Source organism: Streptomyces sp. NPDC001514 (assembly GCF_053597075.1).
Genome location: NZ_JBSFHO010000008.1, coordinates 1 through 20,690, shown reverse-complemented (window position 1 = coordinate 20,690; position 20,690 = coordinate 1). Strand labels below are relative to the sequence as shown.

The following is a 20,690-nucleotide window of genomic DNA, read 5'->3' as shown; positions in this document are numbered from 1 at the left end:
CGGAACGACGGGGGAGGGTAGCGCGGTTCCTGGCAGAAGTAACAGGTCAGCAGCCGTTGAGGACCGACTGCAGCGCGGACTTCTCGGCGGAGTCCACCGACAGGTTCCAGTAGTACTTCGTGTGCACCCACATCCGGGCGTAGTAGCAGTGGTACGAGGAGCGCGACGGCATCCACTCCGACGGGTCCTGGTCGCCCTTCGCCTGGTTCACGTTGTCGGTGACGGCGATGAGCTGGGGACGGGTGAGGTCGTTGGCGAAGGACTGGCGCGTGGAGGTGGCCCAGGAGTTGGCGCCGGAGCGCCACGCCTCGGCGAGCGGGACGATGTGGTCGATGTCCACGTCGGACGCCGCGTACCAGGTGGCACCGTCGTACGGGGAGTACCAACTGCCGCTGACCGCCGCGCAGCTGGAGTCCGTGACCACGTTCACGCCGTCGCGCTTGAGGACGACCTCGCGGGTGTTGCAGGCGCCCGACTGGGTGATCCAGTGGGGGAACAGGTCCCGGCTGTAGCCGGTGAGGGAACCTTCCGCCTTGACCGTGAGCTGGCTCAGGTACGTACGGGCGGTGGAGGCGCTGACGGGGGCGGGCGGAGCCGCGTTGGCGGCAGGCGCGCTGAGCAGAGTGGTGGCGCAGGCGAGCGCCGCGGATGCGGCGAGCACGGCGGTGCGCGGCAGTCGACGCGCGTAGACACCAGACATGCGAGCTCCCTTGAGAGTGGGGGTCTTGGCCGGTTGCGAGCCCCTGCGGCAGGGCCCGGGCCATCGTGGCGGCGCCAGGTTTCCTGGGGATGGGCGCCAGGTAACAGAGTGGCGACATGGACACGACACATCAAGGGTTGTGACGCCCTGTCCGAAACTTGCACCACGGTTCTGACATCCCGCCACATCGGCCCGCACGGCCCGGGGTTGGCGCATGCTGCTGCCGGTCGATGTCACGTTCGGGGTCGCCCTCGGACGGCGCTCGGGCTGCCCGACCGGGACGCCTGATTGACGTTGCGTGGGACGCGGCGCCCGACGCGCTGCTGCCGGGCCTCGACGGAACCAGGACCGGACCAGGACCGGACCAGCATCGGACCAGGACCGGACCAGGACCGGACCTCGACCCGACCAGGACCGGATCGGGACCGTGGTCCACCCCGTCAGGGACCAAGGTCCCTGACGGGTTGGCTCGGGCCTCACGTACTCTGTGGGGAGCAGAAGGGGAGTAGCTCTTCGCCGGAACGTCGACATACTGCCGAGCTCGCTCGGCCGGCGCCCGGAGGCGGCCGCCGCGTGGACATCGCGCAGCCCGCCAGCGAGACCTTCGGCCAGCAGTGACCATGACCATTCATGGCCGCTGCCGCGCCGAAGCGACCCCTGAAACGGCTCTCAGGTCTCTCGGTGCGGCAGGGCCCGACCGATTGAGGAACCCCTTCCCGTGCTCAGTTTCACGATCATGGCGATCACCTTCGGCGTCGTCCTCCTCGCCGAGCTCCCCGACAAGACGGCCCTGGCCGGGCTGATGCTCGGCACGCGCTACCGGGCCTCCTACGTCTTCGCCGGGGTCGCCGCGGCCTTCGCCGTGCATGTCGCGCTCGCGATCGCGGCGGGCAGTGTGCTGACGCTGCTGCCGCACCGGCTCGTGCAGGCGGTCGTCGGCGTTCTCTTCCTCGCGGGCGCGGTGATGCTGCTGCTGAAGAAGGACGACGATGACGACGAGAAGATCAAGGCGCCGGCCGACCAGTCCTTCTGGAAGGTCTCCGGCGCGGGCTTCATGCTGATCCTGGTCGCGGAGTTCGGTGACCTGACGCAGATCATGACCGCGAACCTGGCCGCCCGTTACGACAACCCGCTCTCCGTCGGCCTCGGCGCGGTGCTGGCGCTGTGGACGGTGGCCGGCCTCGGCATCGTGGGTGGCAGGACGCTGATGAAGTACGTGCCGCTGCACCTGATCACGAAGGTGGCGGCAGCGCTGATGCTGGCGCTGGCGGGCTTCAGCCTGTACGAGGCGATCACGGGCTGAGCGTGCGGTGCGGGGCGCGCATCCAGCGCGTCCAGCGTTCGAGGACGGACATGCCGGGTCACGTCGCGGTACAGGGCGGGCTCAAGCCCGTCCGGCGTTCGAGGACGGACATGCCGGGTCACGTCGCGGTACAGGGCGGGCTCAAGCCCGTCCGGCGTTCGAGGACGGACCCACGGGGCGGCCCCGCGGTGCCGCCCGGCTTCGAAGCCGGGCCTGCAGGGCGTCCGCGGGGGTCCGGGGGCGAAGCCCCCCGGGGTCAGGCGGGGACGTGGAGGCGGATCGACCCGTCCGCCGCCGCCTCCACCCGCAGCTCGGTCAGGTCCTGGACGTGCACGTCCGGCGCGAACGCCGCGGCGCGCGGCCCGACGCCGACGACGCGCATCCCGGCGGTCCGCGCCGCCGTGATGCCCGCCTCCGAGTCCTCGAACGCCACGCAGTCCGCCGGGGCGAAGCCCAGCTCGGCGGCACCCTTCAGGAAGCCCTCCGGGTCCGGCTTGCTGGCTCCGACCCGCTCCGCGGTCACCCGCGTCTGCGGCATCGGCAGCCCCGCCGCGCCCATCCGGGCCTGGGCGAGGGCCTCGTCGGCCGAGGTGACGAGCGCGTGCGGCAGTGCGGCGATGGCGGCCATGAAGGCGGGCGCCCCCGCGATCGGGACGACGCCGTCGACGTCTGCGGTCTCCAGGGCGAGCAGCTCGCGGTTCTCGGCGTGGTTCTCGGCCATCGGGCGGTCCGGCAGCAGGACGGCCATCGTGGCGTACCCCTGGCGGCCGTGGACGACCTTGAGCGTCTCGTCGGGGTCGAGCTCGTGCCGCACGGCCCAGTCGCGCCAGACGCGCTCCACGACGGCGTCCGAATTGACGAGGGTGCCGTCCATGTCGAGCAGGAGGGCGTGGGTGGTCAGTACGGACGGGGTGGGGGTGGCCGGCATCGGCGTGTGCTCCAGCTCCGGGGGGCGGGTGGACCAGAGTGGTTCCCGCGCGCCGGTCAGGGAGTGCGCGCGGGAACCACTTTGTTTTTGTACGATACAAAACAAAGTGGTCCGGGCGCCAGCCCCCTTCCCGCCCGCCAGGCCGAGCCGGGCCTGGAGTCGGGCTCAGTCTCCGCGGCCGCCCCTGCCGCCGCCGCTGTTGTTGTCGTCCCAGCTGCCGCCGCCGTCGTACGGGTACTGCGTCTCCGCCTCCAGGGCGCGCCGCGTCTCCGGGCCGTAGACGCCCTCCGGGTCGCCTTCGATGCCCCGGTAGTCCTGGTACGTGGCGACAGCGTCCTCGACCCGGCCGTCGTAGTGGCCGTTGGGCGGCCCGTCGTAGAGCCATACCTGGTCGAGGCGCTCCTGGAGCTCGACGACCTCGGCGCCGTCGTCGCCCGGGCGGAGCGTGAGCGGCGCGGCGGAGGTGGCGGGGCCCTGCGACACCTGGCCGGTCGCGCGGGTCGTGGCGGACGGCGAGACGGGCGCGCCGGCAACCGCGGTCCCCGACGCCGAGGCCGATCCCGACGGCGAGGCCGAAGCCGAAGCGGATGGCGACGTGCCCGGCTTCCCGGACGCCGTGGCGTCGGTGGACGCGGACGAGGGCGCGTCCGGTGCGGCGCTCAGGAACGGCGCCATCGTCTCGATGTCCGGCAGCGTCCGGTCCTGCCCGCCCTCGTCCGTGCCGAGCAGCCCACCCGCGAACGCGGCGGTTCCGAGCACGCCCACAACGGCTGCGGCGGCGATGAGCACGCCGGGGCCGCGCCGTCGTACGGGCCGATCGGGCACGGCGTCCGCGGCCACCCTGATCTCGTACTCGAACGCGATCTCCTGGGTATCCGTGTCCGCACCCGAGGCCCCCGCGGCGAGCGCCTCGGGCGGCGGGCCCGCCGGCTCCGGCGGGGACGGCAGTGTCACGTACGGCCTGATGCGCAGCGGATCGAAGTCCTCCGCCCCCGCGATCTCCGCGGAGCGTTCAGCCGTGCGTTCGGCCCGCACCGCGCAGCCGCACACCTCCGGCGGTGGCGTACCGCATTCAGGACATACAGGTCCTGTCATGAGTGGGTCCCCTCCCCTTGAGCTGCCGCCGATTATGCAGCCCGTGTCCAGGCCGGTGACGCCGCGTCCCCCGCCGCGCCCCGCTTCGGCAGGCCGTAACGGGACGAAACATCCAGGATGGGAGGAGATGAGGCGGAATGAGAGTGGGGGCATAGGGGGCATAAAGGACCTGGTGAAACGAGGGACCTGACGGACCGGACCCGAGGAGTGCACATGGCTCAGGATGCGAGCAGCCAGGACGTGAGCCCCGGCCCGATACCCGGACGCGGCACAGGACGCAGCCGCCGGACCGTTCTCGTCGCCATCGGCGCGCTACTGCTCGGCATGCTGCTCGCGGCCCTCGACCAGACCATCGTCTCCACCGCCCTGCCGACCATCGTCAGCGAGCTCGGCGGTCTGGAGCACCTGTCCTGGGTCGTCACCGCGTACCTGCTCGCCTCCACGGCCGCCACGCCCCTCTGGGGCAAGCTCGGTGACCAGTACGGCCGCAAGAAGCTGTTCCAGGTCGCGATCGTCATTTTCCTCATCGGGTCCGCCCTGTGCGGCGTCGCGCAGAGCATGACCATGCTCATCGCCTTCCGCGCCCTCCAGGGCATCGGCGGCGGCGGACTCATGGTGCTGTCGATGGCGATCGTCGGCGACATCGTCGCGCCGCGCGACCGCGGCCGGTACCAAGGACTGTTCGGCGCCGTCTTCGGCGCGTCGAGCGTGCTCGGGCCGCTGCTCGGCGGGCTGTTCACCCAGCACCTCAGCTGGCGCTGGGTGTTCTACATCAACCTCCCCATCGGCGTCGTCGCCCTCTTCGTCATCGCCGCCGTGCTGCACATCCCGGTGCGCGAGACCCGACACACCATCGACTACCTCGGTACGTTCCTGATCGCGGCGGTCGCCACCTGCCTGGTCCTGGTCGCCTCGCTCGGCGGCACCACCTGGGCCTGGGGGTCGGCGCGGATCATCGGCCTCGCGGTCCTCGGTGCCGTGCTCCTCGTCGCCTTCGTGTACGTCGAACGCCGTGCGGCCGAGCCCGTACTGCCGCCGAAGCTCTTCCGGATCCGCACCTTCACGCTCGTCTCGGTCATCAGCTTCGTCGTCGGCTTCGCGATGTTCGGCGCGATGACCTTTCTGCCGACCTTCCTCCAGGTCGTCCAGGGCGTGACCCCCACCATGTCCGGTGTGCACATGCTGCCGATGGTCCTCGGCATGCTGCTCACCTCCACCGCCTCCGGTCAGATCGTCAGCCGTACCGGGCGGTGGAAGGTCTTCCCGATCGCGGGGACCGCCATCACCGCCCTCGGGCTGCTCCTGCTGCACCAGCTCCGGGAGACCACATCGGTCTGGGAGACGAGCGTCTACTTCTTCGTCTTCGGCGCCGGGCTCGGTCTGGTGATGCAGGTGCTGGTGCTGGCCGTGCAGAACGCCGTGAGCTACGCGGACCTGGGCGTCGCGACGTCCGGGGCGACCTTCTTCCGTTCCATCGGGGCGTCGTTCGGTGTCGCGATCTTCGGCACGGTCTTCACCACCCTGCTCAACGAGCGGCTCGCCCTCGCGCTCGCCGGGCACCCGCTGCCGCCCGGCACCCGCCCGGACCAACTCGCCGCCGACCCGCGGGGCATCTCCGAACTCCCGCCCGAGCTGCGACCGTCCGTCCTGCACGCCTTCTCGACCTCCATCACGGACGTCTTCCTGTACGCGGCCCCGGTCGTCCTCGTCGCGCTCGTCACCGCCTGGTTCCTGAAGGAGGACAAGCTGCGCGGCTCGGTCACCGCGCCCGAGGTCAGCGAGACGTTCGCCTCCAACCCCGTCGAGCGCTCCTCGTACGACGAGTGCGCCCGGGCCCTGTCGGTGCTCGGGTCGCGCGATGGCCGCAAGGCGATCTACGACAGGATCACCGCGAAGGCCGGGCTCGACCTGCTCCCGGCCGCGAGCTGGCTGCTGCTGCGCATCAGACGGCACGGCATGGTCGAACCGTCCCGGCTCGCCGACGTCACGCCCGTACCGCTGAAGACGATCACACAGGCGTCCCGGCAGGTGGAGGGGCGCGGGCTGGCGAGGCGCGAAGGGCTGTCGCTGATCCTCACCGACAAGGGCGTCGAGGCGGCGGCGAAACTGGCGTCGGCGCGGGAGGACTCCCTGGCCGAGCTGCTCGGCGACTGGTGGGGCCCGGACCGGTCGACGGACCTGATCCAGCTGGTGAAGGAGCTCACCGCCGAACTGTGCGGCTCGGACGGCGAACGCCCGTACAGCGGTGAGCCGCACCGCGACCACGAGGCGTGGCACCAGCAGCACCCGCTGCGGCGGTGAAGGGCCGCGGGGCCACAGACGGCCCCTTGGCCCCCGGCCCCGGCTGCGGTGCCCCCCGGCCGGCGGCCATGACCACGACGGCAACGACGTGATGGAGCCGCATCCCGCACCACTTCCGAATCCCGCACCACTCCGATCTGCCGGCGAGTTGCCGCCGCGCGGTCCGTTCATCAACGGCACATGTGTCCATCCATCGCCGTACGCCGCGCCGCCATCCTGTCGGTCGACGCTCACGCTCGGCAATTGCCATGTTCCCGACAGTGCTCTCGACCAGTGTTCCCGACCGTGAGGAGATTTCATGAGACGGCATCGTCCCGTCCATTCCGCCGCGCTGGTGTTCGGTACGGCGCTCGCCGCACTCACCGCGGCGGCCGTGCCCGCAGGAGCGCAGGCCTCCTCCTCCCGTGCACTTCCGGACGTGACGCCCCGGGCGCAGGCGCCCACGCTCTACGACGACGAGGCGGGCGGCAACGCCAACGCGGACGACCCGGCGATCTGGCGCAACGCCGCCGACCCGGACCGGAGTCTGGTGATCGCCACGGCGAAGGAGGGCGGACTGCGGGTCTACGACCTCGACGCCCGGCAGGTGCAGTCGATCGCCGCACCTCCCGCGCCCGGACCGGACGACGCGCCAGGGCGCTTCAACAACGTCGATCTGGTCAACGGTCTGAAGGTGGCCGGCAAGCGCGCCGACCTGGCCGTGGTCACCGACCGGGGGACCGACCGGCTGCGGGTGTACCGCATCGCCCCGGGCCGTAGCGGCGCCCCGCTCACCGAGATCACCGACCCGTCCGCCCCGCCGGTCTTCTCGGCGGACCAGGACGAGATCAACGAGCAGACCACCGCCTACGGCCTCGCCACGTGGACCGACCCGGCGAGCGGCCGCGCGTACGCCCTCGCCAGCCGCCGCAACCGCACCGGCATCGCGCTGCTGGAACTGATCCCGACGCCCGCCGGCACCGTCACCTACCGCAAGCTCCGCACCGTCGAACTGCCCTCCGCCTTCCGCCTCCCCAACGGCACCTCCTGGACCCCGTGCGCCGAACCGGGCGAACTGCCGCAGATCGAGGGCATGGTGGTCGACCCGGCCAACGGCACGCTCTACGCGGGCCAGGAGGACGTCGGCATCTGGCGTATGCGGGCCGACCTCACCGGCACGCCGAAGCTCCTCGACAAGGTCCGTGAGTACGGCGTCCCCGGGACGTACGACGAGCAGACCGAGGAGTGCACCCCCGGCGCCGACCCCGGCTACGGCGGAAAGCGCCTCTCGGCCGACGTCGAAGGACTGACCCTGCTCACCGAACGCGACGGCGACGGCTACCTCCTCGCCTCCAGCCAGGGTGACAACACCTTCGCCCTCTACGACCGCGAGATCTCGGACGCCAACGAGTACGAGGGCGGCTTCCGCGTCGCCGCCGCCACCGCGAGCCTCGACGGCTCCGAGGAGTGCGACGGCGCCGCCGTTCTCAACGCCCCGCTCGGCCGGCGGTACCCGCACGGTCTCCTCGTCGTCCAGGACGGCCACGACACCCCGGGAGACGGCGAACGCGAGGCCACCGGCTTCAAGTTCGTGGACCTCGGTGACGTTATGGACAGCGTCGACGACTGAGCCCGAGCAGAGGGGCCCGCGCACAGGGGCCGCGCAGAGGGGGCCGCACACCGCCCGGATCAGCGGCGGTGTGCTGCCCCATACGACTGATTCACAAATCCTTGCCGTACCAGATTTCCATGTACGGCCCCTCGCAGTACGCCGGGATCTCCGCGTAACCGTTCCGCACGTACAGCGTGCGCGCCTCGACGAGATCCAGCCGGGTGTTGAGCACCGTCCGCCCCGCCCCGAGCCCCCGCGCCGCCTCTTCGAGCGCGCCGAGCAGTACACCCCCGCCGCCCGTGCCGCGGAAACCGGGCCGCACGTACACCCGCGTCAACTCCGCGGTCCCCGCGTCCAGCATGAGCACCCCGCCGCAGGCCCCGGCCTTCCCGTCGTAGCGCCCGACGACGAACTCGCCGGTGGGGGCGGAGAGTTTCTCCACCCCGTCGCCGGCGAGTCCGTCGTCGATCTCCGCCCCGGTCGCGGGCCGCTTCCAGTAGCGGCTCGCGACCTCGTCGTAGTAGTCACGGCGCAGGGCGGTGGCGTCGGGGGTGTCGAAGCGCTCGGGGCGCACGGACCAGGTCGTCATGGCGTTCTCTGTACCTGATCCGTGGTCCTGGGCGCGAACGAATAGAAGGGTCAGCCCTGCTTGGGCGCGGCCTGCTGCACGACCTCGAACGACCACAGGGTGGAGTCGGCGGCGGCGGGCCTGGGGCGCTCGCCGCCCTCGCCGCCGCCTTGGTGTGCGGCCTTCATCGGGCCCTCCATCCAGGCCTGGAAGGATTCCTCGTCACGCCAGCGCGTGTAGACGAGATACTGGTCCGTGCCCTCCACGGGGCGCAGGAGTTCGAACCACTCGAAGCCGTCGGAGGACTCCACGGCGCCCGCGCGGGCGGCGAAACGCTGTTCCAGGACCTCGCGCCGGTCGGCGGGGACGGTCAGGACATTGATCTTCACGACACTCATGGGGGCAGGATATGGGGCGGGGCGTGGCACTGGTCGGACACGCGCGGGCCGTGCGGGGGCTCGGTGAGCGGTGGATACGCGAACTGGGCGACGGTGGCGGCGGGGACGGGGGCGACTTCGTGTGTTCGCCGGCCGGGCTGTGGCTGGCGCTCGGGGCCGTGGCGGCAGGGGCGCGCGGGGAGACCGCGGAGGAGCTGCGGGGGCTGCTCGGGGTCGCAGGCGAGCAGGCCGCCGAGGCGGTGACCGGGGTTGCGCGGGAACTCGCGGTGAGCGATGCACTGGGCGTGGCCACGCGCGTGTGGAGCCGGGTTCCCGTCTACCGGGCCTACCGGGAGGCGCTGCCGGACATCGGGTTCGGGCACCTGGGCAAGGACGGCCAGGACGAGATCGACGCCTGGGTGAAGGAGGCAACGGGCGGCCAGATCGAGAAGCTGCCCGTACGGATCCAGCAGGACACCCTCCTCGCGCTCGTCAACGCCCTGGCCCTGAAGGCCCGTTGGCAGACGCCGTTCGAGTCGCGCATCACCCGCGACGCGCCCTTCACCGACGCGACGGGCGCCGTGCACGAGGTGCCGACGATGCACCGGCAGCTGCGGCCCGGGGACGCGTGGACGGCGGGCACGGCCACGGTCGTCGAGCTGCGCTGCGAGGCCGACGCGGCCCGGGTGCGCTTCGTGCTCGGCGCGCCGGGCGCCGGGGCGGCGGACGTGCTGCCCGCCGCCTGGGCGCCGCGTGAGGCGTGCCGGCCCGTCGACGCGGAGGTCGTCAGCCTCGCCCTGCCGCGCCTGACGCTCCGTACGACCGTGGACGTCACGCCCCAGCTGCCCGCGCTCGGCATCCACCGGGCCACGTCCCCGGCCGCCGACTTCTCCGGGCTGTCGCCCGAGCCGTTGGCCATCTCGCAGGTCGTCCAGGAGGCGGTGATCAAGGTCGCCGAGCTGGGCGTCGAAGCGGCCGCCGTGACCGTGATACCCCTGCGCGCGGGCAGTGCCTACCGCCCGCAGCGGGCGGTACGCATCGCCTACGACCGGCCCTTCGGGATCGTGGTCCTCGACGGGACGGGGGAGGTCCCGCTGTTCGCCGCCTGGCAGGCGACCGCCCCGGCCGGTGAGCCCACCCCGCCCGGAACGCCCGGGTACGAGGGCCTGCTCCCGCCGCCCTTTCCCCCCGTGCCCCACCCCCCTGTACCGCCCCCGCCGGGTCCCCCCCGAGGCGTCAGCCCTGCACCCGGGCCAGGAGGAATCCGTCGTACCCCCGCGCCCCCACCGTCTGCACCGCCGTCGCGCTGAGCCGCGGGTGCTCCCCGATCAGCTCGATCATGCGGCGGGTGCCCAGGACCGACGGGTCCTCGCTCGTCGCGTCGGCCACCGCGCCGCCGCGGACGACGTTGTCGACGACGACGAGGCTGCCCGGGCGGGACAGTTTCAGCGCCCACTCCACGTAGTTGGGGTTGTTCACCTTGTCCGCGTCGATGAAGAAGAAGTCGAACGGGCCCGCGTCCTCGGCCTCCAGCTGCGCCAGGGTGTCGAGGGCCGCGCCCACCCGTACCTCGACGGTCTTGTCGAGACCGGCGCGGGCCAGGTTGGCACGGGCGACGTCCGCGTGCGCGGGGTTGTACTCCAGCGAGATCAGCTGCCCGTCGGCGGGCAGGGCGCGGCCCAGCCAGATCGTGCTGTAGCCGCCGAGCGTGCCGATCTCCAGGATCTTCCTCGCGCCGTGGGCCAGGGCGAGCAGATGCAGCAGCTTGCCCTGGTTCGCGGCGACGGCGATCTGGGGCAGCCCGGCCGCGTCGCTCGCGGCGACCGCGGCGGACAGGGCGTCGTCGTCCGGGGCGAGATGCTCGGTGAAGTACGTGTCTACGGCGTTCCATTGGTCATTGGACATGCCGGAAACGTACCGCGCTCACGGGCTCGCGTCCGCAGGAATACGGCCGTCACCAGCGCCACGATCCCCCCGGCCACGGTGGCGAGCCACACCGGCACCCCGCCCACCACCAGCAGCTCGTCCTCCCAGACGACGCGCCGGTACGGTGTGTCGCCCGCGGCCGCGCGCAGCTCGTGGTCCCCGTCGATCCGCGACGGCACCGGGAACTCCTGCTCGAACGCGGTGAGGAACGCCGGTGCGCCTCCCGTCAGCTGCCCGACCGCACCTCCGGGCCGCTGGAGCTCGCCCGCGAACGTCACCTCGGGCTCCTCGCCGCCGATCCCGCTCTGCGGCTCCATCCGGTGCGGCGCGATGACGTACAGCCCCAGCGACTGCGGCGTCCGCGCGAGCCGGGACAGCCGCATCGGATACACCAGCCGCTCGCTCGCGAACCGGATCCGGAGCGGATCGAGCGTCCCGCCCAACACCGCGTTCTCCTGGTCGGGGGCGAGCCTGACGGCGACGTACTCCCACTTCTGGTCGACGTACGGCCGCAGCTCCGGCGCGAGGCGGTCCGGGAGCTCGAAGCCGTTCTCGTCCAGCCAGCCGCGCAGGGCGTCCGGATCGGTGGCCGTCAGCCGCGCCACGTCGAAGTCGCCCAGCCGCTCACGCCCGACGACCCCGACCCGTGGCGCCGAGGCGCCCGGCGGCGGAGCGGCGGCCCCGACGCTGCCGTCACCCGAGGTGAACGGCCAGTCGCCGCCGCGCGGCCAGAAGTAGTGCCGGGTCCGTTCCTCGGGCCGGGTCAGCTCCCACAGCTCGTCGAAGAGCGCGCCGTCCCCCAGCTCGACCGTGGCCCGGCTGGGCACCGGCATGATCCACGCGGCCTTGGGCGCGTTCCCGTCCACCGTGAAGCGCATGACGATCTCTTCCGTGCGGCCGTCCCAGCGGACCGCCGACGTCTCGTGATCGACCTGGATCCGCGACTTCCCGTCCGGGATCATCGCCCCGCAGCCGCACGCGTACGCCGGCGCGATCAGCGACCCGAGCTGCAGCGCGAACAGCGCGCACACCACTGACAGAATCCTGTGCATCCCCCGCATGCACTGTCGGACGACGGGGTGGAGCGTTCGGTTCCGTCACTTGCGCGCGGTCGGGGACACCGCGTGCTCGGGAGCGCGCCGACTGCCCGCGGACCTGCCCGCCGCGAGGGCCGAGATGTGCGAGGGCACCGCGGTCCCGGCGGGCAGCACGGGGTCGGGCTCCGGCGCCCCGAAGGCGTGACGGTACGGGAGCACTCCCGCCCACAGCCCCAGCTCCGCGTCAGGCCCTTCGCCGTCTTCCGGCGGGCCGGAAGCGATCTTGACCGATGCCTCGTCGAGGGTGAGCGCGAGCAGCGAAGTGGCCGCCAGTTCCTTGGCGTTGGGGCCGCGGGCGTACTCCCACTGCCCCGGAGCGCAGTGCTCGGTCAGTACGCGCAGCCCGTGCAGCAGCTCATCGCGGTCGGTGACGGGGCGCGGTACGCCGTAGACCATGGCGCTGCGGTAGTTGACGCCGTGCTCGAAGACCGAGCGGGCCAGAACGAGGCCGTCGACGTGAGTCACGGTGACACAGACGGTGGCGTCGGCCGACCGGCGAAGGCTGCGGCTGGCGACGGAGCCGTGCAGATAGAGGGTCTGGGTGTCGAGGTCGACGCCGTAGACGGTGGGCACGACCATGGGGGTCCCGTCGACCACGACCCCGAGATGGCAGACGAACCCGGCGCGCAGAACGGCGTCGAGGTCGGCGCGCAGCGTGCTGCCCTGGTCGCGCAGCCGGCGGTGGCGGGTGCGGTCGGTGATGCCCAGATGCTGCTGATTCTGTTCCGATGCAGTCATTTCTCCACTGATCCAGTTGCGTGGTAGATGGATCACAACTGTTTCAGTCGCGAAGAGGGAGTTCAAGGGATGCGTACCGGCCGGGCCCGAGTGGGCACCGGGACCGGAAGCCCCGGCGCCCCCTCGGGTGGATCGCCGCGTTCAGTCAGGATCCGCCCACGGCGGCGCCTGCGCCACTCGATCAGTCTGGTGCTTGACCCGGACGCGTGAGTCGGGGGCGGCGGTCCCCGCCTCCGCGCGTGTACGTGTCGGGCCCAAGGGGCGTGGACCTTCGCGCAGGCCGTTCCGGAGTATGAGCGGTTCCGGTGTTCCGTACCGTTTGTGATCACAGCAATTCGGCCTGTAAGTAACGTAATTGACGGAAACTCAATTCAAACCCGGATCCAGATCTCGATCGTATTACGACATCCTTGAACAGGACTGGACCACGGCGGGTTGACGCGCGTAACTGCCCTGATCTGTAAGCGAGTTGACAGTTCATCAATTCAATAGGGTTGGTAACGGAACGACTTCGGAAAAGTCGATCCCAATTGCCCGAATTCTTCACCTTTTTGTTCTGGCAAGCTTCCGCGCACCGTTCCCTGACCAAGGAAGAGGTGCAACTTGCCCGGACGTCGAAGACTCAAGAAGCCGCAGCGTCGTAGGTCCCGCCGACTGATACTCGGCACGGCCGCCGTCGCCGTGATGGCGGTCGTGGCCGGATTGGCATACGAGGTGGCGCAGCCGGGAGGGGAGAATCGCCCGCTGCCGCTCGCCCAGGGGGAGCCTGCCGTGGCCTCGGAGCCGGCGAAGGAGCCGGCGCGCGAGAAGGAACCCGATCCGCTCGACGAGGCCCCGAAGAGCGAGCCGGAACGGGGCATGGTCTACGAGGGGTTGAAGCCCGCGCCCGAGGGGGATCCGTGCGCGGGGGTGTACCGCACGTCAGGCGGTCACTGCACCCATGGCCCTGACGCCCCTCCGAAGGGTGTCGACATCAAGAAGGACACCTCGCCCGCGGTGAAGGCGGCCGCGGTCGCCGAGGATCCGACCGAGGCGGGAAGCACGAAGTCCTCCGGGGGTGAACTTCCCCGCACGGCCGCACCCGCACTCGACGCCGCGGCCCGGAAGGCCGGCAGCCCTCCCGCCGCCGGGGGTTCGGCATCGCAGGCTCCCGCGGCGAACGGTCCCGCCGGGCAGACCGTGCAGTGCGACAGCGACGGCAACACCGGCAACCGCGTCCAGGTCGTCTATGTGCACGCCCCCGGAAGGGACCGCTACGCGGAGTACCTCCCGTCGTTCCGCAAGTGGGCCGCCGACGCCGACCTCATCTACTCGGAGAGCGCCAAGGACACCGGCGGTGTCCGGCACATCCGCTATGTGACGGCCGCCGACTGCACGCCGACGGTGCTCAACATCGAGCTCCCGGCCTCCGCGCTCACCGAGTTCAGTGCCACCAACAGGGCGCTGGCCGGCAAGGGCCTCGACCGCCGCGACCGCAAGTACATGATCTTCGCTGACACTCAGGTCTACTGCGGTATCGGCACGTTCGCCGGCGACGAGCGTCCCGGCCAGAGCAACCTCAGCAACTTCGGCCCCTCCTACGGCCGTACCGACAGCGGCTGCTGGGGCGGACACACCGCGGCGCACGAACTCGGCCACAACCTCGGTGCGGTGAACAACAGCGCCCCCAACACCAGCCAGGGCGCGCACTGTACGGACGAGTGGGACGTCATGTGCTACTCGGACAGCCCGTACTACCCCAGGATGCGCAGCATCTGCCAGGCCGGGGAGTACGAGAACCGTCTGGACTGCAACCACGACGACTACTTCCACACCAACCCCAGGCCGGGCAGCTATCTGGCCACGCACTGGAACATCGCCGACAACCAGTTCCTGATGAGGGCCGCCACCGGGACCACCCCGAACCCCGGCCCGACCCCGACCACGGGGCCCACCCCGCAGCCCACCCCGACGAACGGATCCGGCGCGGGACCCGAGGTCACGGTCGGCCAGATCGCCGCGGACTCCGCCGTCGCCGGCTGGAGGCCCGTCAGCGGCGCGGTCTGGTACCAGATCTTCCTGAACGGCCAGGCCCTGGGCTGGGTGCAGACGACCAGTGTCCGCATCTACAACCTGAAGCCGGGTACGGACTACACCGTCGCGGTCTCGGTGCGTGACACCACCGGCCGGGACAGCGGCCGGGGCAAGGCGACCTCGTTCCGTACCGCGGGCGGCGGTGGCGGCGGTACGACGCCCACGCCCGGCTCGCGCTACCTGCTCATGAACGGCGCGACCGGGGCAGCCGCGGAGATCTGGGGTGGCCGGAGCGCGGACAACACCGTCCTGGTCGGCTCGCAGCGCAACGGATACGCCCAGCAGCAGTGGTACTTCGACAGCGCGGGCAACGGCTACAGCCGCATCCGCTCCGCCGTCTCGGGCAAGTGCCTCCAGGTCGGCGGCGCCCCCGCCCCCGGTATGTGGGTGGCGCAGCAGCCCTGCCGCGACATCGCAGCCCAGCGGTGGAGGATCGCCGGCAGCGGCAGCGGGGTCACGGTGACCGCCGGCGACAGTGGCTACGTCCTCGGCGTCAGCAACCGCCCGTACTACGGGTCCTGGCTGATCGAGCTGCAGAACGGGGCGGGCGCACCGGCCCAGGTGTGGACGGTCCAGAAGGCGTCCTGAGCCTCTGGCCACGCATCGCAGAGGACGGCCGGCGGGCCTGCTGCCCGCCGGCCGTCCTCACCGCGCCACACCCCTACTCACCCTCCATGGAGCACATGTCATGCGCCGAGCCTTTCTCATGGCCGTAGCCGCCGCCCTGGCGGGATCGGCCCTTTCCCTGACCACAGCCACCGGGGCCCAGGCCCACGGTGACACCCTGAAGGTGGAGATCACCGGACACGAATTCGGCCGGGTGCGGACGATCGTCGTCTGGGAGAACGACAACGACCCGGTCGACGAGCGGGTCGCCGCCACGGTGAACGCGGTCGGCGCCGACGGAAGGACCATCGGCCCCTGGAAGCTGGTCCGCGACCCGGCGGCGACGACCGGCTGGACCACCGCCGAGGCGCTGCCGCCCGGGCGCTGGAAGGTCACCGTGGAAGCGGGCTATCCGGGGCTCGGCCGTGACGAGGAGGAGATCACGGTGTCTCCGGGAACCCCTGCCTCGCCGACGGCCGTACCGGGCATGGCGAAGCCGGGCGTCTCGGCCGTACCGGGCACGGCGAAGCCCGGGACCACCAAGAGCACCGAACCCGAGCGCCCCGGAGGCGGGGAGGGGACCGGCGCGGCTGCCGCCCCGGCTCGGTCCGCTGCTTCCGGTACGGGGACCGGCGCCGGCACCTTCCTGGTGGCGGGCGTAGTCCTGCTGGTGGGTGCGGCCGGGGCCGGTCTCGTATGGCGTACCCGGCGCGCTCGGGCGCGGGCCGCACGCTGACCCGGCGACGGTTTCGGGGCTACTGGACGGTGACGGGGGCACTTCGGGCTTGCCCGAGCAAGGCGTGCGAGGGCCCGGCGGCGGGTGCCGCCGGGCCCTCGCTGGCTCCGGTGCTGCTAGTAGTTGTAGGTGTTTGCGAACTTGGTGGAGCCGTAGACCCAGCTGGTCGCCGGGGCGGTGAAGCCGGCCACGGCGCCGTTGAACATGGCGTCCGGACGTGCGGTCCAGGTCCACATCTTGACGGCGTCGTCGGCCTGGTGGTTCATGATGGCCAGGTCGTCGCGGCCGTCGCCGTTGTAGTCACCGACGATCAACTGAAGGCGCTTGACGTCGAGGTTGCCGGGCGCGCTGTTGAGGGTGACCTTGGCGGAGCCGAACCGGTCCTTGCCGTCGACGTTCTCCGACAGGATGGTGGAGGTCTTGTCGCTGCCGTCGGCGTAGTCGTACCAGATGGTGGCGTCGTCGCGGCCGTCGCCGTTGAAGTCACCGGAGTGCGGGTAGGTCCGGTTCCAGTCGAGCGACGCGCTCTCCCACCACACGGCGGGGGCCGCGAAGCCGCCGTTGGGCTGCGCGTTGAAGACGTACGTCTTGACGGAGTTGTCGCCCTGGCCGTAGAAGACGCTCAGGTCGTCGCGGCCGTCGCCGGTGAAGTCACCGGTGATGATCTTGGCGCGGCTGCGTGTCCAGGTGCCGGCGGGGGCGGACCAGGAGGAGGCGGGGGCGTTGAAGGTGCCCTGGGTGGTGGAGGTGAAGGTCCACAGCTTGGTGGTGCCGTCGGCGTAGGCGTACCAGACGGCGATGTCGTCGCGGCCGTCGCCGTTGAAGTCGCCGGCCTGCGGGGTCATGTAGCTGATGTGGAAGCTGCCGGCCGGACCGCTCCAGGCCTGGACGGGGTTGGCGAAGCCGCCGTCGGGCTTGCCGAGGAAGGTCCAGATCTTGACGCTCGTGTCGCTGTAGCCGTAGACGGCGACGATGTCACCGCGGCCGTCGCCGTTGAAGTCGCCGGTGACGAGCTTGTGGTTCTTGGCTTCCCACGCGCCGACGGGGGACGAGTACGACTTCAGCCAGCTGCTGATGGATCCGTCGGTGTTGCCGAAGAAGGTGTAGGTGGCGTCGGTGCCTGCCGTGAAGTCGTACCAGGCGCCCATGTCGCTGCGGCCGTCGCCGTTGTAGTCGTGGCGCGGGGCGCTGTTGCTGGACCACTGGGAGGCGCCCTGGGCGTCGCGGACGACCAGGTCGCCGCCCTCCTGCAGAACGGCGGTGCCACCGGTGGCGGTGGTCTTCGACTCCCACAGGGTCGCGGTGTCGGCGGCGTTACGGACGATGAGGTTGCCGGTGGTGTCGAGCTTGGCGCTGGCCCCGGCGTTGCCCGCGGTGCCGGTGGACCACAGGGTCTTGCCGGCGGCGGAGGCGACGACGAGGTTGCCGTCGCTCTGCATGGTCAGACGAGCCATGGCGGAGACGAGGCTGTCACCGGGGAGCAGCTGCTGGCCCGCGGTCAGGCGGTTGCCGAGGGTGATGTTGTCGGCGCGGGTGGCGATGGCGTCGGTGCGGGTCTCGGCGGCGTCGGTGCCGAAGCAGCCGCCCTGCCAGGAACGGCTGCTGACGCCGACGAGCTGGGGTGTGCCGTTGGTGACGCGCAGGAGCGGGGCACCGGTGTCGCCCTTGCAGATCGCGTCGTTGGCGGTCTTGCCGGCGATGTTGACGTCCGTGCCGTTGACCGAGTTGACCGCGAAGTCGGCGGTGTGGAGCTTGAGGGGCGCCCACTCCGTCTTGGTACGGCCGTATCCGGCGACCGTGAGCGTGTCCCCCTGAGCTGCCGGGGTGGTGGCCATGGCCACCGGGGTGATGCCGGTGGCCGGCGTGGCCAGCCGGGCCATGACCAGGTCACGGCCGGCGCGGGGCACGAGGTCGACGATCTCGCTGACGTGGCCGCCGGTGCCGGTCAGATCGGCGCGGCCGATCGTGGCGACCGTCTTCTCGGCAGGCTTGCCGGGCGCGAGTTCGGTGAGCCCGCCGGTGAAGCAGGACGCGGCGGTCACCACCCACTGGGCGTCGACCAGCGCACCGGAGCAGGCACGCAGGGTGTCCTCGCTGTCGCCGATCTCGATCCTCGCGGTGAAGGCGTAGGCGTTGTCGGTGACAGGGGTGCCGGTGACGGCGTGCGCGGGCGCCGTGCACAGCGCCACGGGCCCGGCGATCAGGGCCGCGGCCAGTGCGGTGAGGCGGATGGGTCTGGTGCGTTCCATGGCTTGTGTTCCTTGGTGAGAGTCTGCGGCGCCGGTGGTCACCGGGCGGCAGCACGACTGATGGGACCGCGGACAGGGGCTACTTGGAGGTCCTGATCTCCACGAGCATGTGCTCGCGACCCTCGGGGTCCGCGCTCTCGCCCACCGGGGTCCAGGTGTTCTGGGCCACGTCGAAGGACTTCTCCTCGGTGCCGACGGTCATGTCGACCTCGGTCGCGTAGTCGTTGCCCTTGATGCCGTAGACCGAGGGGATCTCCAGGGTCAGCCAGCCGGAGTCGCCGGTGACACGGAAGCAGATCTTGTCCTTGCTGCGGGCCCAGACCTCGAGCAGGCCGGTCTGGCTCGCGCAGTCGGCGAGGACGATGTGGCCGTCGCCGCGCTTGAGCGTGATCCCCTTCTCCGCGAGGATCTTGTCGGCCTGCGGGTAGTTGAAGTCCTCGACGGCAAAGCCGGGGGCCTCGTCGGCGACGTAGGTGAGCGCCTCGGACGCGGTGCCCCGCTCGGTGGGCGCCGCCCCGCCGACCGCGACCCACGCCAGGGCGCCCGCGGCCGCAATGCCCAGAGCGCGCCACATCAATCTCTTCCGCTGCGGATTCGCTTCCATTGCGGTGCGTGCCTTCATGACAGTCCTAATTCGTCGGTGTTGTTCGAGCGGCCGGAACGTGATTCAAAACGGGCGTGAAGGCGACCGGAGATTTATGGACCCCCCAACTCCCGAGCGGGAGCTTCAACTGGTCGCCGAGTCCCCCAATTCGGCATGCGGCACGAACGGGAATGAACTTTCACCCGTGCTCCGTGGCTCCAATCCCCATGATCTAAACCCTTGTTCGGCCGTCCTGTCCAGTCGGTGAACAGCGTTGCGGTAGGCGCCAGTTGACGCCTTTGTGACCTCCGTCACTCCATTCGGAGGGTTGTACGGACTTTTGTAATGACTGAGTAACAGACCTGGCGTCATGTGCAGGACGCGCGGAGCCCGGCGCACATCACGGCATCCGCGGCGCCAACTCCCTTACCGAGAAATGGATAGCGAATCAGTGGCGACCGGGTAATGTGTGCCCGCCTGTACGGCCAGATTCGAAACGACGGCCCAATTCCACTGTCCAGGAAGGGCGGTTGGGCGCCGTATTCGTGTCGGCACGGGCCGTATTCCCTACGGAAAGGATGCACACCTTGTCACCGTCGCTGTCACCGTCGCTGTGGAGCAGACGCCGGATACTCACGACCCTCGCCGGGGCGGCCGCCGTCCCCGCCCTGCCTTCCATCGTCACCCTGACTGCCACACCCGCCCATGCCGCAGGAACCGACACCGGTGGCACGGACAACGGTCTGCCCGCCACCGAGCGGGGCCAGGCCGTATGGGCGTACAAGACCGGAGGCCGCACAGTCCGTGAGGCCGCAGCCGCCGCCCTCGCCGGCACCCCGGCTGCGGTGACCGCATTCCTCACCCAGGAACTGCCCGCCGCGGAGGCGGAGGACAACCGCTTCGCCATCCTCGGCGGCCTCTCCTACGCGGGCAGGGCGGTCGGCAGTACGGCCGGCGCGGCACTGGCCGCCGGGGATGACGCGGTCGCCACCTATCTGCGTGACGGCTACCGCGCGTCGGTCCAGGAGGATCTGCGGGCGGCGGTGCTGACCGTCATGAACAACAGCGGTACCGCTGTGAAGCGGGAGGCGACCAAGGCACTGGATCTGAACACCCCGGCGGCGCTGAGGACGTTCCTGGCAGCGACCCAGCACACCGCACAGGCGGAAGACGAGCGGATGAAGGTCTTCTCCATCCTCGGCACCGCATCCCCGGAGGTGAAGAAGTACGCGGAGCGTGCCCTGAACGACGGATCGCCCGAGGCGATCCACCAGTTCCTCATCTCCGGCCAGTACATCGCCCGCGCTCGCGACGAAGAGGCCGCGACGATCGAGCAGTTGGTCGAGATCGTGGAGCGGGAAGGCAAGCGGGCGCAGCTCAAGACGGAGCAGGCGGTCGCCGCTTCCAACAGCGCGAAGGAGGCCGCCGAGAAGGCCAAGGCCGCCGCTCTGAAGGCGGCCGACGAGGCGCGGGCGGCCCAGCAGGACGTGACCAAGTCGGCCAAGGCGGCGAACAGCGCCGCGAGCGCCGCACGCGGTGCCGCCGACGCCGCCTCCACCGCGATCTCCGCCTCCCGCACCGCCCAGGCCGCCTCCAGCCGCGCCGCCGAGGCCGCGCAGGCCGCCGCTGCCGCAGCCGCGGCGGCCGGCAACGCCGCGTCCCGCGCCTACAACGCCGCCATCGCCGCCTCCAAGGACGCCTCCAAGGCCTCGGCCGCGCGCGCGGGCGCATAGGCGTCGTCGTCCACGTCGAAGAGTCCGTCGGTCAATTCCGTCGGGACCTGCGGGAAGCCGGCGAGCGCTTCGGCAACCGGCACCGT

General features: G+C 71.1%; 17 protein-coding genes. 7 read left to right on the top strand and 10 right to left on the bottom strand.

The features are described 5' to 3' along the window. Nucleotides 1–46: 46 nt before the first annotated feature. Nucleotides 47–700, bottom strand: a complete 654-nt coding sequence (locus ACWCXB_RS11145; protein WP_450721402.1) for an HNH endonuclease family protein — start codon at nt 698–700, stop codon at nt 47–49. A 718-nt stretch (nt 701–1,418) separates the two neighbouring features. Between ACWCXB_RS11145 and ACWCXB_RS11140 the strand changes: the two genes are divergently transcribed. After that, nucleotides 1,419–2,003 carry a TMEM165/GDT1 family protein gene (locus ACWCXB_RS11140; RefSeq protein WP_450721400.1) on the top strand — a complete coding sequence of 195 codons (585 nt, stop codon included), beginning with the start codon at nt 1,419–1,421 and terminating at the stop codon, nt 2,001–2,003. A 256-nt stretch (nt 2,004–2,259) separates the two neighbouring features. Here the strand turns inward: ACWCXB_RS11140 and ACWCXB_RS11135 are convergent, their stop codons facing one another. Together ACWCXB_RS11135 and ACWCXB_RS11130 are read right to left on the bottom strand one after the other, a co-directional pair. Beyond that, nucleotides 2,260–2,931, bottom strand: coding sequence for an HAD-IA family hydrolase (locus ACWCXB_RS11135; protein WP_450721398.1), 672 nt, complete (start codon nt 2,929–2,931; stop codon nt 2,260–2,262). A gap of 165 nt (nt 2,932–3,096) precedes the next feature. Beyond that, nucleotides 3,097–4,026, bottom strand: coding sequence for a peptidoglycan-binding domain-containing protein (locus tag ACWCXB_RS11130; RefSeq protein WP_450721396.1), 930 nt, complete (start codon nt 4,024–4,026; stop codon nt 3,097–3,099). A 213-nt stretch (nt 4,027–4,239) separates the two neighbouring features. On the opposite strand from ACWCXB_RS11130, the gene ACWCXB_RS11125 reads away from it, so the two are divergent. After that, nucleotides 4,240–6,327: a DHA2 family efflux MFS transporter permease subunit gene (locus tag ACWCXB_RS11125; RefSeq protein WP_450721394.1), complete on the top strand. Its 2,088-nt coding sequence runs from the start codon at nt 4,240–4,242 to the stop codon at nt 6,325–6,327. 298 nt (nt 6,328–6,625) lie between these two features. Beyond that, nucleotides 6,626–7,936 (top strand): phytase, encoded by a 1,311-nt coding sequence (locus ACWCXB_RS11120; RefSeq protein ID WP_450721392.1) that lies wholly within the window; start codon nt 6,626–6,628, stop codon nt 7,934–7,936. Nucleotides 7,937–8,027: 91 nt separating this feature from the next. On the opposite strand, the gene ACWCXB_RS11115 is transcribed toward ACWCXB_RS11120, so the two are convergent. Both ACWCXB_RS11115 and ACWCXB_RS11110 read right to left on the bottom strand, forming a co-directional pair. Then, the gene (locus ACWCXB_RS11115; protein ID WP_450721390.1) at nt 8,028–8,507 is read right to left on the bottom strand and encodes a GNAT family N-acetyltransferase; all 480 of its coding nucleotides are present in this window, start codon (nt 8,505–8,507) and stop codon (nt 8,028–8,030) included. A 50-nt stretch (nt 8,508–8,557) separates the two neighbouring features. Further along, complete coding sequence (locus ACWCXB_RS11110) at nt 8,558–8,884, bottom strand: antibiotic biosynthesis monooxygenase family protein (RefSeq protein WP_450721388.1); 327 nt, start codon at nt 8,882–8,884, stop codon at nt 8,558–8,560. Between the two features lie 11 nt (nt 8,885–8,895). Here ACWCXB_RS11110 and ACWCXB_RS11105 point away from each other — a divergent pair, with 11 nt between their 5' ends. Beyond that, nucleotides 8,896–10,173, top strand: coding sequence for a serpin family protein (locus ACWCXB_RS11105; RefSeq protein ID WP_450721386.1), 1,278 nt, complete (start codon nt 8,896–8,898; stop codon nt 10,171–10,173). On the opposite strand, the gene ACWCXB_RS11100 is transcribed toward ACWCXB_RS11105, so the two are convergent. The 3 genes from ACWCXB_RS11100 to ACWCXB_RS11090 are packed head-to-tail and all read right to left on the bottom strand — an operon-like array spanning nt 10,100 to nt 12,624. Next, nucleotides 10,100–10,768, bottom strand: coding sequence for an O-methyltransferase (locus ACWCXB_RS11100; RefSeq protein ID WP_450721384.1), 669 nt, complete (start codon nt 10,766–10,768; stop codon nt 10,100–10,102). The genes ACWCXB_RS11105 and ACWCXB_RS11100 overlap by 74 nt on opposite strands. After that, nucleotides 10,741–11,850: a DUF2330 domain-containing protein gene (locus ACWCXB_RS11095; RefSeq protein WP_450721382.1), complete on the bottom strand. Its 1,110-nt coding sequence runs from the start codon at nt 11,848–11,850 to the stop codon at nt 10,741–10,743. The genes ACWCXB_RS11100 and ACWCXB_RS11095 overlap by 28 nt, the downstream gene beginning before the upstream one ends. 36 nt (nt 11,851–11,886) lie before the next feature. Continuing rightward, complete coding sequence (locus ACWCXB_RS11090; protein WP_450721380.1) at nt 11,887–12,624, bottom strand: pyridoxamine 5'-phosphate oxidase family protein; 738 nt, start codon at nt 12,622–12,624, stop codon at nt 11,887–11,889. A 603-nt stretch (nt 12,625–13,227) separates the two neighbouring features. On the opposite strand from ACWCXB_RS11090, the gene ACWCXB_RS11085 reads away from it, so the two are divergent. Together ACWCXB_RS11085 and ACWCXB_RS11080 are read left to right on the top strand one after the other, a co-directional pair. Then, nucleotides 13,228–15,285, top strand: coding sequence for an RICIN domain-containing protein (locus ACWCXB_RS11085; RefSeq protein ID WP_450721378.1), 2,058 nt, complete (start codon nt 13,228–13,230; stop codon nt 15,283–15,285). Between the two features lie 100 nt (nt 15,286–15,385). Next, on the top strand, nt 15,386–16,039 hold the full coding sequence (locus tag ACWCXB_RS11080; protein WP_450721376.1) for a hypothetical protein: 654 nt from the start codon (nt 15,386–15,388) through the stop codon (nt 16,037–16,039). A gap of 116 nt (nt 16,040–16,155) precedes the next feature. Here ACWCXB_RS11080 and ACWCXB_RS11075 read toward each other — a convergent pair whose 3' ends face one another. Both ACWCXB_RS11075 and ACWCXB_RS11070 read right to left on the bottom strand, forming a co-directional pair. Continuing rightward, nucleotides 16,156–18,288: an FG-GAP-like repeat-containing protein gene (locus ACWCXB_RS11075; RefSeq protein WP_450721374.1), complete on the bottom strand. Its 2,133-nt coding sequence runs from the start codon at nt 18,286–18,288 to the stop codon at nt 16,156–16,158. Between the two features lie 79 nt (nt 18,289–18,367). Next, on the bottom strand, nt 18,368–18,862 hold the full coding sequence (locus ACWCXB_RS11070; protein WP_450721372.1) for a hypothetical protein: 495 nt from the start codon (nt 18,860–18,862) through the stop codon (nt 18,368–18,370). Between the two features lie 596 nt (nt 18,863–19,458). On the opposite strand from ACWCXB_RS11070, the gene ACWCXB_RS11065 reads away from it, so the two are divergent. Then, the gene (locus ACWCXB_RS11065; RefSeq protein ID WP_450721370.1) at nt 19,459–20,604 is read left to right on the top strand and encodes an ALF repeat-containing protein; all 1,146 of its coding nucleotides are present in this window, start codon (nt 19,459–19,461) and stop codon (nt 20,602–20,604) included. The last annotated feature ends 86 nt before the right edge of the window (nt 20,605–20,690 follow it).